Here is a 13969-nt window from a genome sequence, read left to right on the forward strand (position 1 = left end):
AGCCGGCGCGACACGCGCCGGATCAACCTCCAGCTGGTGCCGGTGTACGGAAACGGCACGCGCTGACCCGCGCCGCATGAACTATGCTTGGCAGGTCACCCGATCCGGACCATCCCGCATGGAACAGATGGAGTTGTTGACCGAGCAACTGGCACTGCTTCGCCGCGGCGCTCAGGAGTTTGAAATCCTGCAGGGTCGGGTGGCTGAGCTCGATTCGCTGACCCGTACCTTTGGCGCCTTTAACCGGCACATGGCCGAGCAACTCGCCGAGGCTCAGGCGCTGGTGCAGCAGTGGCGCAATTTCTTTTCGCTGTCGCTCGACATGCTCTGCGTTGCCGACACTGACGGCCGGTTTCACGACATCAATCCGGCCTTTGTTCGCGCGCTCGGTTATGACCGCGCCGACCTGCTGCAGCAGCCATTTCTGGATTTGGTGCATCCTGAAGATCTGGCCGCCACGCTGGCGGAAATCGACAAACTCAAAACCGGTGTCGACACGATCAGCTTTGACAATCGCTACCGCTGCAAGGACGGTCATTGGCTGTGGCTCAACTGGACCACGCCGGCACCGGCACCCGGCAGCAAACTGCTCTACGCCATTGCGCGCGACATCACCGAGCGCAAGCGCAGTGAAGCCGACATTTTGCACCGTGCCCAACATGATGCCTTGACCGGTCTGTACAACCGCGCTGCGTTGATGCATGAGCTGGCGGCCGCCGGCGAACGCCACCGGCGCAATCGCAGTCATCGGGTCGCGCTGCTGTTTCTCGATCTGGACGGATTCAAACCCATCAACGATTGTCATGGCCATCAGGCCGGTGATTGTCTGCTGGCGGAACTCGGCCGCCGCTTGCGCGCCCGTGGCCGCAGCACTGACATGATTGCCCGCATCGGTGGCGACGAATTTGTGGTGCTGTTCCAAGGCAATGAGGCTGCCACGGCGGAGCTGCTGAGCCAGCGCTACCGCGACTGCTTTACCGAGCCATTTCTGCTGGCGACCCAGCCCGTGCAACTGAGCGCCAGCATCGGCTATGCCGCGCTGGACGCTGGCATGTTGGATGCCGAGCAATTGCTCGAATTGGCGGACCGGCGCATGTATGAGCACAAGCGCGAGCATCAGCACGCGCGACACGCCTGAACCACCGGCAACGTTCGGCACCAGATCGGCAAAATTGCGAACACCGCAATAGGAAAGCGGCCGGCCAGCCACTATGCTCCACGCCAACCATCGTTCGAATGGAGCACACAGATGAAAACCACCGTCCTCGCCGGCATGTTGGCGTTGTCGCTAACCGCCTGCCACCACTATGTCGACATTTACCCGGATCGCGGTCCCGGCCCTGGTCCTGTCGTCGTCCGTGGCGGCCCGCCTGACCATGCCCCGGCGCACGGCTATCGCAAGAAATACCATGACCACGATCTGATGTTCGACAGCGGTGTTGGCGTCTATGTTGTGGTCGGCTCACCGGGTTTCTATTTCTGGGATGATTTTTACTGGCGCCTGCGCGACGGCATCTGGATCCGCGCCAGTGCCTTTGACGGTCCCTGGCTCGTGGTCGAAGACACCTATCACCGGCTGCCACCGGGGCTGGCCAAAAAACATGGCTACGGCAATAACCGTGGCCAGGAAAAAAGCAAAGGCAAGAACAAGAAAAAAGACTATTGATGATTGTTGCGCTGACGACGCACGTTGCTGTGGCGGTAAACCCCGTTGTTAAAGCGCACCCCGGTCGGCAGTGCTCAGGGGCAATCGTCATCACGGCTCACGATTGCTGATTGCTGCAGTTCGCCGATCCAGCGCACTGCGCGTGACGTAACCTAACGAGGCTTGACGTAACGAGGCGCGGCAGCACGCCAAACAAACAAAGGGCGCCAACTGGCGCCCTTTGTCATGCTTGCTGCTACAGCAAATCGTATTGCAGATCATCGTACTGCAGCGCAGTCGTACTGCAAATGAACACGCAACGGTGGCACGGCGACCGTTACTTGCCGATGCCCTCTTCCGCCATCGCCGCTTGCACTGCGGCACGGGCGGCCACCCGCTGCTGAAACGCCTGCAGCGCCGGCCACGGCGTCAAATCAAATTTGACCCAGCCACACCAGTTCAGCACCACGAACAGATAGGCGTCGGCAATGGTGAAGTGGCTGCCGGTCAGCCAGTCATTGCTGCCGAGTTTGCTGACGATGTAATTCAGCCGTTGGCCCAGACGCTCGCTTAGCGCGGCGCGGGTTTCCGGATGCAGCTTGGGATTAAAAAAAGCGCCCATGGTTTTGTGCACTTCGCTGGTGATGAAGTTGAGCCATTCCTGCTGCTGATAGCGCTCGAACTGGCCGGCCGCCGGCAACAGGGTATTGCCCGGCTTTTGGTCGGCCAGATACTGGGCAATGATGTTGGCTTCGGTCAGCACCTTGCCGTTGTCGAGTTGCAGCGCCGGCACATAGCCGTTCGGATTCACGTCAAAATAATTCTGGCCGTCATCGGTTTTCTTGCTGGCCAGATCAACCTTGCTCAAGCTCGCCGTCAGGCCGAGTTCCTTCAACACAATATGCGGCAGCAAGGCACAGGTGCCGGGGCTGTAATACAGTTTCATGATGACTCTCCTTGAGCGATGGCCAGTGCTGGAATGCAACGGCGGCAGTGATGACAACGACAAAACCGGAAGCGCTGCCGAACAGCTTAGAAGAATCGGCACCGCGGCATGGCAAAAGCTTTTGATGCAATCGGTCAAAAGTTTTGATGCTGACCAACCTGATACTAACCGTTTTGATACCAAGAAAGCCCTGCATAAGCCCTGAAATAGAAATCATGCTGTCACCCCGGCGAAAGCTGGGGTCTATTTTCTCAATAGAAATGGATTCCGGCTTTCGCCGGAATGACAGAGTGATGGCCTAATCAGAGATTCCCTCACACTGCTTGATACTGGCAAAGACGGCGAGAAAGGCAAAAAAAAAAGGCGGTGGCGTGCTGACACACCACCGCGCCTTTTGTTGTAGCGGTTAGGCCGCGCTTAGGCCTGATAGTCTTCCATCGGCGGGCAAACGCAGAACAGATTGCGATCACCGTAGACGTTGTCGATGCGGTTGACGCTCGGCCAGAACTTGTTGTGCTTCTGGGCCGGCATCGGGAACACCGCCTGTTCGCGGCTGTACGGTCGGGTCCACTCGCCTTCGGTGATATCGGCCAGCGTGTGCGGCGCATTGACCAGCGGATTGTTGTCCAGCGGCCAGACGCCGTTCTGCACGTTGTCGATTTCCTTGCGGATGCTGATCATCGCGTCGATGAAGCGATCGAGTTCTTCTTTCGATTCGCTTTCGGTCGGCTCGACCATCAGCGTACCGGCCACCGGGAAGCTCATGGTCGGCGCATGGAAGCCGTAATCCATCAAGCGCTTGGCGATGTCTTCTTCGCTGATGCCGCTGGCTTCTTTCAGCGGCCGAATGTCGAGAATGCACTCGTGGGCAACGCGACCATTACGACCGGTGTACAGCACCGGGAAATGCTCGCCCAAACGCTTGGCAATGTAGTTGCCGTTCAGGATGGCGTATTCGGTGGCGCGCTTCAGCCCTTGCGGTCCCATCATCGTGATGTAGGCCCAGGAAATGGTCAGGATCGACGCACTGCCCCACGGCGCTGCCGACACCGAACCGTTGCCCGGATTCGGACCTTCCAGATGCACTACGGCGTGGTTCGGCAGGAACGGCGCCAAATGCGCGCGGACACCGATCGGTCCCATGCCGGGGCCACCACCGCCGTGCGGAATACAGAAGGTCTTGTGCAGGTTCATATGCGAAACGTCGGCACCGATACGGGCCGGCGCGGTCAGACCGACTTGCGCGTTCAGGTTGGCGCCGTCCATGTACACCTGACCACCGTAGGAGTGGATCAGATCGCAAATTTGTTTCGCGCTTTCTTCGTAGACACCGTGGGTCGACGGATAGGTCATCATCAGGCAGGCGAGATTGTCGGCGTGCTCTTTGGCTTTCGCTTCCATATCGGCCAGATCGATGTTGCCTTCCTTGTCGCAGGCGGTCACGACTACGCGGAAGTTCGCCATTTGCGCCGAGGCCGGATTGGTGCCGTGCGCCGATTGCGGGATCAAGCAGACATTGCGATGACCTTCGCCACGCGACTCGTGGTATTTGCGAATGGTCAGCAAACCAGCGTATTCGCCTTGCGCACCCGAGTTCGGTTGAATCGAGATCGCATCAAAGCCGGTGATCGCACGCAGTTGGGCTTCGAGCTCGTGAATCATCTCGAGGTAACCCTGCGCCTGCACGAGCGGCACAAACGGATGCACGTCGCCGAATTCCGGCCAGGTCACCGGAATCATTTCGCTGGTGGCGTTCAGCTTCATGGTGCAGGAGCCAAGCGGGATCATGCCGTGGGTCAGCGAGAAATCCTTGTTCTCCAGCTGCTTCAGGTAACGCAGCATGTCGGTTTCGCTGTGATAGCGGCTGAACGTCGGGTGGGTCAGGTAGGCGCTGCTGCGCTGCAACTGATCCGGAATGTCTTGCAACCCGGTTTGCGCGAACAGTGCATCAAGCTGCGCAACATCAAGACCTTGCGCCTGATCCTGCAGGAACACCTCCCACAGCGCGACGACATCGTCACGGGTGGTCTTCTCGTCGAATGAAACGCCGAGTTTGGTCTCGCCGACCAGACGCAGGTTCATCTTGTGCGCCAGCGCACGCATGTAGACCTGCTCGCGCACCGAACCCACATCGACGGTGACGGTGTCAAAGAACGCCTTGGTGTCGACATGGGCGCCCTTGGCGCGCAAGCCGGCAACAAAAATGCTCATCAGGCGATGGGTGCGCTCGGCGATGTCTTTCAGGCCTTGCGGGCCGTGGTACATCGCGTACATCACCGCCATGTTCGACAGCAGCACTTGCGCGGTACAAATGTTGGAGGTGGCTTTTTCGCGACGGATATGTTGCTCGCGGGTTTGCATGGCCATGCGCAGCGCGCGGTTGCCGCGCTTGTCGATGGACACGCCGATGATGCGGCCCGGCAGGTTGCGCTTGTGCTCGTCCTTGCCGGCCATGAACGCAGCGTGCGGACCACCGAAACCAAACGGCACACCAAAACGCTGGGCCGAACCGATGGCGATATCGGCACCGAGTTCGCCCGGCGATTTCAGCAGACACAGCGCCAGCAGATCGGTAGCGAGAATGACCACGGCTTTGCGATCTTTCAGCGCGGTGATCAAGCTGGAGAAATCATTGACCTGACCGCTCGAACCCGGATACGACAACAGCACACCGAAGTAATCGTGCTTCAGCGCTTCGCTGGCCGGCGCGATGACCGTTTCGAAGCCGAACGCTTCGGCGCGGGTGCGGATCACGTCGATGGTTTGCGGATGGGTATCCACATCGACAAAAAACTGGTTGCTCTTGCTCTTCGAACTGCGCCGGGCCAGTGCCATCGCTTCGGCGGCGGCCGTGCCTTCATCCAGCAGCGAGGCGTTGGCGATATCCAGACCGGTGAAGTCGACGATCATCTGCTGGAAATTCAGCAGGGTTTCCAGACGGCCCTGGGCAATTTCCGGTTGGTACGGCGTGTAGGCGGTATACCAGCCCGGGTTTTCCAGCACGTTGCGCAGGATCACCGGCGGCGTCACGGTGTCGTAATAGCCCATGCCGATAAAGCTTTTGTAAATCTTGTTCTTGCTGGCGATTTTTTTCAGGTAGGCCAGCGCTTCGTGCTCGCTCTTGGCCGGTGCCAGCGCCATCGGGCCGTTCAACCGGATTTGTTCCGGCACGATTTGCTGCATCAACGCGTCCAGCGAAGCCACGCCGAGCGTTTTCAGCATCTCGGCAGTCTGACCCTCGTTCGGGCCGATATGACGGGCGATAAAGCCGTCGTGTTTTTCAAGCTGGGACAGCGTGGCACTCATGTTTCACCTGACTGTATGACAGTAAAAAGAACGGCCCCCGTTTTGGCGGGGGCTGGGAAAACCTGCATTGATGATCGCGTAGGACGGGTCATGACCCGTCACGCATTGGTCAATCCAGCCGCGATAACGGTGCGTCATGACGCACCCTACGCTCGCCGGGACAGATCAATGCTCTTCCGACTCGACATGCTCGGCATAGCTTTCGGCGTCGAGCAGATCGTCGAGCTCGGCTTCGTCCGAGGCCTTGACCCGGAACAACCAGCCGGCGCCGTACGGATCTTTGTTCACTTTTTCCGGGGCATCAGCCAGCTTTTCGTTGATGGCGACGACTTCACCGGTGATCGGGCTGTAAATGTCGGACGCGGCCTTGACCGACTCGACCACGCCGCACTCTTCGCCAGCGGCGACATCATCACCGACTTCCGGCAGCTCGACATAAACCATGTCGCCGAGCAGCTCTTGCGCGTGCTCGGTAATGCCAACGGTGTAGCTGCCGTCTTCTTCACGACGCACCCATTCGTGCGACTTGGCGTAATGCAGTTCATTCGGGTAATGCGCCATGGTCTGTATCCTCAGCGTAAAAAGTTGTTATGGAACCAAGCAATGCCGGCCAGCGCCGGCACCGAAAACAGCAACGACAAACCGACCGAAATTAAAGCACCGATTTGCCGTTACGAACGAAACCCACTTTTACTACCTTGGCTGGCACCAGCTTGCCGCGAATTTCGACACTGACCGTGTCGGTGACGCTGGCCGGTACCCGCGCCATGGCGATGCCGAGCTGCAGGGTCGGCGAAAAGGTACCGGAGGTGATCTCGCCGCTGCTGCCGTCGGCGAGCACCACTTTCTGGTGGCCACGCGGAATGCCGCCTTTCTCGTTGATGACCAGACCCACCAGCTTGCGTTTAACGCCAGCGGCTTTCTCGGCGGTCAGCGCGGCGCGACCCACGAAATTGCGTTCGGCCGGTTCCCAGGCAATGGTCCAGCCCATGTTGGCTTCGAGCGGGCTGATGGTCTCGTCCATGTCGGAGCCGTACAGGTTCATGCCGGCTTCCAGCCGCAGCGTGTCGCGCGCGCCGAGACCGCAAGGCGCAACACCCGCCGCGATCAGCGCTTTCCAGAAGCTATCGATATGCTGCAGCGGGATCATGATTTCGTAGCCGTCTTCACCGGTGTAGCCGGTGCGGGCGATGAACCAGCCGTCGACTTCCTCAGCAAAGAACACGCCGAGATTTTTCACGCCATCGGTGGCCAGTTTGCCGAGTGCGATATGGGCTTTTTCGCGCGCCTGCGGACCTTGTACCGCCAGCATCGCCAGACCGCAGTTGTGCTCCACCGATACGGCGAAACCCATTGCCTGGTTTTCCATCCAGGCAATGTCTTTGTCGCGGGTCGAGGCATTGACCACGACGCGGTAGTACTGATCGTTGCGGTAATAGACGATGAGGTCGTCAACCACTTTGCCCTGCTCGTTCAGCATGCCGCTGTACAACGCCTTGCCGGTCGTTTTCAGCTTGTCGACATCATTGGCCAGCAGGTGTTGCAGGTAGGCTTTGGCATCGGCGCCGCGCACTTCCAGGATGGTCATGTGCGAGACATCGAAAAATCCGGCGTCCTTGCGGACGATGTGGTGCTCTTCCAGCTGCGAGCCGTAGTGCAACGGCATGTCCCAACCGCCGAAATCGACCATCTTGGCACCGGCAGCAATGTGGAGATCGTAGAACGGGGTGCGTTGACCCATGGCAGGCGCTTTCCTGTAAAGAACCGCCCCGACGGAAGCGGGGCAAAAAGGTGGCGCGGATTATACCGATCCGGGCCCGGCTCGGCATTGACATAACCACGGCGAAAGCAGGCTTTTTCACCAAATGCCGATCAAGACTAGCCGGACCAGTGCCGGCGCCGACTCAGCCGGTCTCGGCCGCCAGCACCCGGTTGCGGCCTTCGGCCTTGGCCTGGTACAGCGCGGTATCGGCCTGACGCAGGCAGCGGTCGAGATCGGCGCCGGGCGGACAGTCATCGACCCCGAACGACAGCGTGACGCTGAGGCCCTTGCCATCGCGCAGCAGCGGCGACTTGGCGACCGCCTCGCGCATCCGCTCGGCGGCCCGGACGCCATCCTGCTTGCTCATCTGCGGCAGGATCAGCAGAAACTCCTCGCCGCCCCAGCGGCCGACCGTGTCCTGCTCGCGCAGACAGGCTTTGAGCAGCTCGCTGACGTGGCAGAGCACAGCATCGCCGGCCTCGTGGCCGTGCTGGTCATTGATGGCTTTGAAGTGATCGATATCAGCCATGATGACGACAAACGGCCGGTCCTGATGCTGGCTGCGTAAGTGCTCACCCTCAAGCCGCTCCCACAGTTTTCGGCGGTTCGGTAGCCCGGTCAGCTGGTCGGTGTGAGCCAGCTCGGCCATGCTCTGCACGGTCTGCAGCGAGGCCTCGCGGAAGTAGAAACTGACCAGCGCCAGGGTCAGAAAGCTGATCAGGATGTTGCCGAACTGCAGCCAGGCCAGCGTGGCGTCCGGCAGCGCCATCAGCCCGCCGGCATGGGTCCAGTGGAACAAACCGGCGTACAGCAAGACGATGGCGATCGCCTGCAGCGCCACCAGCGCGTTGCGCAGCCGGTAGTTGAACATCGTAAAGGTGACCAGGGTCACCAGGTAGTGCGGAAAACCGCTGGCCCAGCCGAGCAGCGCGGTCGCCAGCAGCGCGTGCAGGATCACTTCGATGGTGATCAGCTGAATCGCCCAGGGGTGCTCGCCGCGGACATTGAGCCATTTGGCCAACGCCCAGACTGCGACGCTGGCTACGTTGAACCAGGCCAGCACCGGCACGCCCAGCCAGAGAAACAGCGGAATGAAACCGATATGGGCGACCAGCCCGAGCGAGCTGCCGTGGGCGACCACCAGGAACAGCCGATAGTTGGCCGATTCAATCCGGCTGCCGCGCTGACTGCGACGGTCGCGTCCCACGATCATGTTCGAGCCATGCCCCCAAACCGCCGGTTCTCGGCGCCCGGTCAAGCATAGCGGCAAATCATGACATCGTTTTTTTCGGCCCGGCTCGCTCAGCGCAAACCCAGCGCGCGTCGGCTGATCCAGCTCTTGGCGTAGCCATGCCGGTCGAGCAGCGACATGCCAACGTTGCGCGCCAGCACCACCGGCAACTCGCTGCGGGCAAACAGATTCTTGAAGCCACCGACCAGCGCCAGCATCGCGCTGTTGTCAGCGCGGCGGGCGCGCTCGAACGGCCGCAGCACGGACAGCAAACCCGGATCCAGCTGCCGGCGCTTGGCCGTTTCCAGCACCGTCGCCAAGGCCGCGACATCGGCCAGACTCAAGTTGAGTCCCTGCCCGGCCAACGGGTGCATGGTGTGGGCGGCATCACCGAGCAGCAACAGGCGCTCACCGAGATAGCGATCCGCGTGGCGCATTTTCAGCGGAAAACTGAGTCGCGCCGATTGCACCGTCAACGCGCCCAGGCGCGCTTCGAAAGCGCGGGTCAGCGCGGCGGAAAAATCTTCATCATTGAGTGCCAACATGGCCTCGGTTTGTGCCGGTGGCTGCGACCAGACAATCGAACACTGCTGCGGCTCGGCGAGCGGCAGCAAAGCCAGTGGACCGTGTTCGGTAAAACGCTGCCAGGCCGTTTGCTGATGCGGCCGCTCGCAGTGGATTTGCGCCACCAGCGCGTGGTGATCGTAATCGTGTTCGGTCAGTGCGATGCCGGCCGCTTCACGCAACCCGGATTGGGCACCGTCCGCCGCAATCAATAATTTGGCTCGCAGCGTCTGGCCGTCGTCCAGACTGACCACCGTCGCATCGGCCTCAGCCTGAGCCGCGCTGACCTTGCAAGCGCGCCGCAGCGTCACCGCCGGCTGCTGCTGCAGCACGCTGAGCAGTGCCGCCTCGATGGCCGAGAGTTCAACGATGTGGCCCAGATCCGGCTCGCCAATGTCCGCCGCCGCAAAACGAATGCTGCCGCTACCCTGACCGTCCCAGACCTGCATCGCGGTGTAGGGACTGACGCGGCGCAGCGCAATGCCGTCCCAAGCTCCGAGCTGCTGCAACAAGCGCTGACTGGCCCGCGTCAGGGCGACGACGCGCTGATCGTAACGCTCACGCTGCCACGGTGTCGGTGCCGCCCGGGCGTCGATCACGGTCACGCTGAATCCGGCACGCGCCGCGACCGCGGCGGTGGTCAGGCCGACCACACCGGCGCCGGCAATCAGCACTTCGCTCTGCACGGTCATTGCTCCACTGTTCGCTGCGTGGCTATTGCCTGCGCGGTTTTTGCCTGCATGGTTGTTGTCTGCATGCTTGTTGTGTGCCTGTCTACGCCTAGCGCTTGCCACCGGATAGTCGCGGCCGGCTTTTTGCCAACCGTTTGCCGGCGACAGTATAGCGCTTCAGCCAAACGCAGGAGATCACTCGCGCCAGCCGCCAGTCGGTGCACCATCACCGATGGCATGACAGCCTGCCAACACCGTGCGAAACTGCCGGCGGTTTCCTGATCGGTGGCATGTGATGCGTGGTGGCAAAAAAGGCTGGCGGCAATCGGGTGGTTGCCGAGTGTTGATCGTTGTGCACGGTTTTCTCTTCAGTGGCTGGCTCAGCACGGTTGCCGCCGGTGAAGCCGAGCTGGCACCCGCTTCCGGTTTCGGACCGGATTCGACTGCGGCGGCTGAGTCAACGTCAGTCACGGGCGAAATCGCAGGCGATACCGCACGCCACACCGAATCAACTCAGGCCGAATGGGAACTCGGCATCGGCGGCACAGCGGTGCATATCCCGCACTATATTGGCGCTGATGATGCCCGTGATTATGTCTTGCCGTTTCCCTATTTCGTTTACCGCAGCGAGCGACTGAATGTCGACCGCAATTTCATTCACGGCAAGCTGCTGGAGCGCGATGATCTGAAAATCGAATTGTCGCTGTCCGGGACGCCGCCGGTTGACAGCGACGACAATGACGCCCGCGCCGGCATGCCGGATCTGGATGCCACCGGCGAACTGGGGCCGTCGATTCAATACACATTTCGTGAAGCTGATGACCAGATCTGGCGCGCGGATTTAGCTATTCGCAAAGTCATCGGCACCGATTTTTCCCGGATCAGCAATGCCGGTTACACCGTCTCGCCACAACTGTATTTCAGTCAGCGCTGGCAAACCGACGCCAACACGCGTTGGCAGTTTGAAAGCACGCTGGGTCCAAGCTACGGCGACAATCGCTATCACGATTTTTTCTATGCCGTGGCCCCTGCCTATGCCACCAGCGACCGTGCCGCCTACGATGCCGCAGGCGGCTTTGGCGGCTGGCGCTGGGCACTCGGGCTGACTCGGCGCGAAGGCAATTTCTGGTTTGGCGCGTTTGTCCGCTATTACGACTTGAGTGACGCCGTGTTTCTGGACAGCCCGCTGGTCCGCCGCGAACACTCGGTGCTGGCCGGGTTCGCCGTGGCCTGGATTCTGAAAGCCAATCGCAATCCGCTGCCGTGATTACCTGCTGCGCCTATTTGTTATGATCGTTTGCCGTGATCGTTTGCTGTGATTGCTTTCTGTAATCGTTAGCTGCGCTCGTCGGCACTGAACCTGCTGCGCTGTAGGCCATCACGACCAGCGTTTCAGCACCAACGAGGTATTGATGCCGCCAAAGGCGAAGTTGTTTGACATCACAAACTCGCAGTCGAGTTGCCGTCCGTCACCCACCAGATAATCCAGTTCAGCGCAATTCGGATCGACGTTATCGAGATTGATGGTCGGAGCAAACCAACCGCGATTCATCATCTCGATGCACAGCCAGGCTTCCAGCGCGCCACAGGCACCAAGCGTGTGGCCAAAATAACTTTTCAGCGACGAGATCGGCATCTGCTTGCCAAACACTGCCGCGGTTGCATGTGACTCGGCCACGTCGCCACGTTCAGTCGCCGTGCCGTGTGCATTGACATAACCCACCGCGGCGGCAGCCAGCCCGGCATCATCGAGCGCCAGCCGCATCGCGGTCGCCATGGTTTCCGCTTCCGGCTGGGTGATGTGGGCGCCATCGGAATTACAGCCGTAGCCGACCAATTCCGCGTGAATTTTTGCGCCGCGCGCCTGCGCATGTTCGAGCTCTTCAAGAATCAGACTGCCCGCGCCTTCGCCAACCACCAGACCATCGCGATCCCGATCAAACGGTCGCGGCGTCAGTTCCGGCTTTTCATTGCGGGTGCTGGTGGCAAACAGCGTATCGAATACCGCCGCTTCGGCACCGCTCAGTTCTTCAGCGCCGCCGGCGACCATCAATTTTTGTTTGCCGTACTTGATCGCTTCATAGGCATAGCCGATGCCCTGCGAACCGGACGTGCAGGCCGAACTGGTGGTGATGACCCGGCCTTTCAGTTCAAAGAAAACCCCGACGTTGACCGGTGCCGTATGCGCCATCATCTGGATGTAACTCGATGAGGTGATGCCGGTCATCGAGCCATTGCTCAGCATGTTGCCGAAGGCCTTGACCGGTTCCATGCTGCCGGCGGACGCGCCATAGGAAATACCCATGCGACCATCCTTGATGATCGGATTATCAAGCAGGCCGGCATCCTGCAGGGCCCGCTCCGTTGCCACCGTCGCCAGCAACGAAACCCGGCCCATGCTGCGAATTTTTTTTCGCGAGTAATGCGCCGGCACGATGAAATCCGTTACCGGTCCGGCGAGCCGGGTATTCAAACCATCAAAGCGTTCCCAGTCCGGCATGTAGCGTATGCCACTGCGCCGCGCGCGCAAATTGGCACTGATACTGTCCCAGTCATGACCAAGCGAACTGATGCCGGCCATGCCGGTGATGACGACACGCTTGGGCGTCATACCATGCCTCCATTTACCGCAATCACCTGACGGGTGACATAGGCGGCGCTGTCGCTACACAAAAATGCCACCACGGCAGCAATTTCTTCCGGTTTGCCGAGCCGTTTGGCTGGCACCAGTTTCAGTGCTTCATCAATTTCGACGCCCTGTAGCATCTCGGTATCGATCAAGCCCGGCGCGACACAATTGACCGTGATGTTACGCGAGGCCAGCTCCAGCGCCAGCGCCTTGGTCGCACCGATGATGCCGGCTTTGGCCGCACTGTAATTGACCTGACCGCGATTGCCAGCAATGCCGGACACCGATGACAGCGTGACGATACGACCGCCTTTTTTGGCCCGCACCATCGGCATTACCAGTGGTTGCACAATGTTGTAGAAACTGTCGAGATTGGTCTGGATGACACCATCCCAGTCTTCATCGGTCATCGCCGGAAACGCGTTGTCGCGGGCAATGCCGGCATTGCAGACCACGCCGTACAGCGCACCATCGGTCTGTGCCTGCTCGATGGCGGCGCGAGTTGCGGCGCGATCACCAATGTCGAAAATCAGCGGCGCGGCCTGACCGCCGGCCGCTGCGATGTCAGCGAGTGTGGCGCGCAGCGCGTCGCTGTCAGCACGGCCATGCACCAACACCTGAAAACCCTCGCGCGCCAATTGCAGGGCAATGGCCCGACCGATACCGCGACTGGAGCCGGTAACCAGAATGCGGCGCAATGGTGTCGTGAGGGACTGGGGCTGGTCGATAGCCGTCATGATTGTTGTCCTGATAAATAGGTTTCCAGTTCCGGCGGTTCGAACACATTGATGCTGGCTTCAACCAGCAAACCGGTTTCATCTTCAATGCGACAGAGAAAGGCGCCAAGGCCGTTGCTTTCCTGATACTGCTTTTGCGCGCTGATCCATAACGGTTTGTCCAGCGCAAAAACCGCAACCTTGCTGTCATAGCTGCGGGTGCCGAGCAAAAAGCCAACTTTCGGGGCGGCACCGCGTGCACGCTCGTGGACCCCGGCAAAGCAAGCAATGGCCTGCGCCATATATTCGATACCGATCCAGGCCGGTAGCACTCCGTGCTCATCGACCAGAATAGTGCCGGCATGCGGCACGGCCGTCACGACGATCCGGTCGTCATCACAATGCTCGACGGCCGTCAGCAGAATCATGTCACCGGCGTGCGGCAACAACTCCGCTATGTGCCAGCGGGAAAAATCGAGTGCCACTATGCCCTCCCGCG

The 13969-nt window shown here is 60.3% G+C and carries 13 protein-coding genes; 4 read left to right on the plus strand and 9 right to left on the minus strand.

Annotation, left to right across the window (positions count from 1 at the left end; translation table 11 throughout):
* The first annotated feature begins 118 nt into the window (after positions 1-118).
* Together HPT27_RS00750 and HPT27_RS00755 are read left to right on the plus strand one after the other, a co-directional pair.
* A complete protein-coding gene (locus HPT27_RS00750; protein WP_172237527.1) occupies positions 119-1138 on the plus strand; it encodes a diguanylate cyclase domain-containing protein in 1020 nt (339 codons plus the stop codon).
* A 111-nt stretch (positions 1139-1249) separates the two neighbouring features.
* Positions 1250-1666 carry a hypothetical protein gene (locus HPT27_RS00755; RefSeq protein WP_172237530.1) on the plus strand — a complete coding sequence of 139 codons (417 nt, stop codon included), beginning with the start codon at positions 1250-1252 and terminating at the stop codon, positions 1664-1666.
* A gap of 316 nt (positions 1667-1982) precedes the next feature.
* Here the strand turns inward: HPT27_RS00755 and gstA are convergent, their stop codons facing one another.
* The gene (gstA, locus tag HPT27_RS00760) at positions 1983-2591 is read right to left on the minus strand and encodes a glutathione transferase GstA (protein WP_172237533.1); all 609 of its coding nucleotides are present in this window, start codon (positions 2589-2591) and stop codon (positions 1983-1985) included.
* Between gstA and HPT27_RS00765 the strand changes: the two genes are divergently transcribed.
* Positions 2590-2796, plus strand: coding sequence for a hypothetical protein (locus HPT27_RS00765; protein ID WP_172237536.1), 207 nt, complete (start codon positions 2590-2592; stop codon positions 2794-2796). The two genes, gstA and HPT27_RS00765, sit on opposite strands and share 2 nt — an antisense overlap.
* A 212-nt stretch (positions 2797-3008) precedes the next feature.
* Here the strand turns inward: HPT27_RS00765 and gcvP are convergent, their stop codons facing one another.
* The 5 genes from gcvP to HPT27_RS00790 form a co-directional block, all read right to left on the minus strand.
* Positions 3009-5897, minus strand: a complete 2889-nt coding sequence (gene gcvP / locus HPT27_RS00770) for an aminomethyl-transferring glycine dehydrogenase (protein ID WP_172237539.1) — start codon at positions 5895-5897, stop codon at positions 3009-3011.
* Between the two features lie 165 nt (positions 5898-6062).
* Positions 6063-6458, minus strand: a complete 396-nt coding sequence (gene gcvH / locus HPT27_RS00775) for a glycine cleavage system protein GcvH (protein WP_172237542.1) — start codon at positions 6456-6458, stop codon at positions 6063-6065.
* Positions 6459-6549: 91 nt separating this feature from the next.
* Positions 6550-7638 carry a glycine cleavage system aminomethyltransferase GcvT gene (gene gcvT / locus HPT27_RS00780; RefSeq protein ID WP_172237545.1) on the minus strand — a complete coding sequence of 363 codons (1089 nt, stop codon included), beginning with the start codon at positions 7636-7638 and terminating at the stop codon, positions 6550-6552.
* A 163-nt stretch (positions 7639-7801) separates the two neighbouring features.
* A complete protein-coding gene (locus HPT27_RS00785) occupies positions 7802-8872 on the minus strand; it encodes a GGDEF domain-containing protein (protein ID WP_172237548.1) in 1071 nt (356 codons plus the stop codon).
* An 89-nt stretch (positions 8873-8961) separates the two neighbouring features.
* Entirely contained in the window at positions 8962-10146 is a 1185-nt protein-coding gene (locus HPT27_RS00790; RefSeq protein WP_172237551.1) for a UbiH/UbiF/VisC/COQ6 family ubiquinone biosynthesis hydroxylase, read from the minus strand.
* Positions 10147-10420: 274 nt separating this feature from the next.
* Between HPT27_RS00790 and HPT27_RS00795 the strand changes: the two genes are divergently transcribed.
* On the plus strand, positions 10421-11392 hold the full coding sequence (locus tag HPT27_RS00795; protein WP_172237554.1) for a MipA/OmpV family protein: 972 nt from the start codon (positions 10421-10423) through the stop codon (positions 11390-11392).
* A gap of 111 nt (positions 11393-11503) precedes the next feature.
* On the opposite strand, the gene HPT27_RS00800 is transcribed toward HPT27_RS00795, so the two are convergent.
* From HPT27_RS00800 to HPT27_RS00810, 3 genes are read right to left on the minus strand one after another with little or no spacing between them, the layout of a single operon-like run.
* On the minus strand, positions 11504-12736 hold the full coding sequence (locus HPT27_RS00800) for a beta-ketoacyl-ACP synthase (RefSeq protein WP_172237557.1): 1233 nt from the start codon (positions 12734-12736) through the stop codon (positions 11504-11506).
* Positions 12733-13491: a 3-ketoacyl-ACP reductase FabG2 gene (locus HPT27_RS00805; RefSeq protein ID WP_172237560.1), complete on the minus strand. Its 759-nt coding sequence runs from the start codon at positions 13489-13491 to the stop codon at positions 12733-12735. Before HPT27_RS00805 ends, HPT27_RS00800 begins: the two co-directional genes overlap by 4 nt.
* A complete protein-coding gene (locus HPT27_RS00810) occupies positions 13488-13955 on the minus strand; it encodes a hotdog family protein (protein WP_328819813.1) in 468 nt (155 codons plus the stop codon). Before HPT27_RS00810 ends, HPT27_RS00805 begins: the two co-directional genes overlap by 4 nt.
* Positions 13956-13969: the final 14 nt, after the last annotated feature.

It is taken from the genome of Permianibacter fluminis (assembly GCF_013179735.1).
In the GTDB taxonomy this organism is placed as follows: domain Bacteria; phylum Pseudomonadota; class Gammaproteobacteria; order Enterobacterales; family Permianibacteraceae; genus Permianibacter; species Permianibacter fluminis.

Bases quoted from the DNA above. Each gene is read 5' to 3' on its own strand.
- HPT27_RS00765 (WP_172237536.1), top strand. From the start codon at position 2,590: ATGATGACTCTCCTTGAGCGATGGCCAGTGCTGGAATGCAACGGCGGC.
- HPT27_RS00790 (WP_172237551.1), bottom strand. From the start codon at position 10,146: ATGACCGTGCAGAGCGAAGTGCTGATTGCCGGCGCCGGTGTGGTCGGC.
- gcvP (WP_172237539.1), bottom strand. From the start codon at position 5,897: ATGAGTGCCACGCTGTCCCAGCTTGAAAAACACGACGGCTTTATCGCC.
- HPT27_RS00750 (WP_172237527.1), top strand. From the start codon at position 119: ATGGAACAGATGGAGTTGTTGACCGAGCAACTGGCACTGCTTCGCCGC.
- HPT27_RS00755 (WP_172237530.1), top strand. From the start codon at position 1,250: ATGAAAACCACCGTCCTCGCCGGCATGTTGGCGTTGTCGCTAACCGCC.
- gcvT (WP_172237545.1), bottom strand. From the start codon at position 7,638: ATGGGTCAACGCACCCCGTTCTACGATCTCCACATTGCTGCCGGTGCC.
- HPT27_RS00805 (WP_172237560.1), bottom strand. From the start codon at position 13,491: ATGACGGCTATCGACCAGCCCCAGTCCCTCACGACACCATTGCGCCGC.
- gstA (WP_172237533.1), bottom strand. From the start codon at position 2,591: ATGAAACTGTATTACAGCCCCGGCACCTGTGCCTTGCTGCCGCATATT.
- HPT27_RS00795 (WP_172237554.1), top strand. From the start codon at position 10,421: ATGCGTGGTGGCAAAAAAGGCTGGCGGCAATCGGGTGGTTGCCGAGTG.
- HPT27_RS00800 (WP_172237557.1), bottom strand. From the start codon at position 12,736: ATGACGCCCAAGCGTGTCGTCATCACCGGCATGGCCGGCATCAGTTCG.
- gcvH (WP_172237542.1), bottom strand. From the start codon at position 6,458: ATGGCGCATTACCCGAATGAACTGCATTACGCCAAGTCGCACGAATGG.
- HPT27_RS00785 (WP_172237548.1), bottom strand. From the start codon at position 8,872: ATGATCGTGGGACGCGACCGTCGCAGTCAGCGCGGCAGCCGGATTGAA.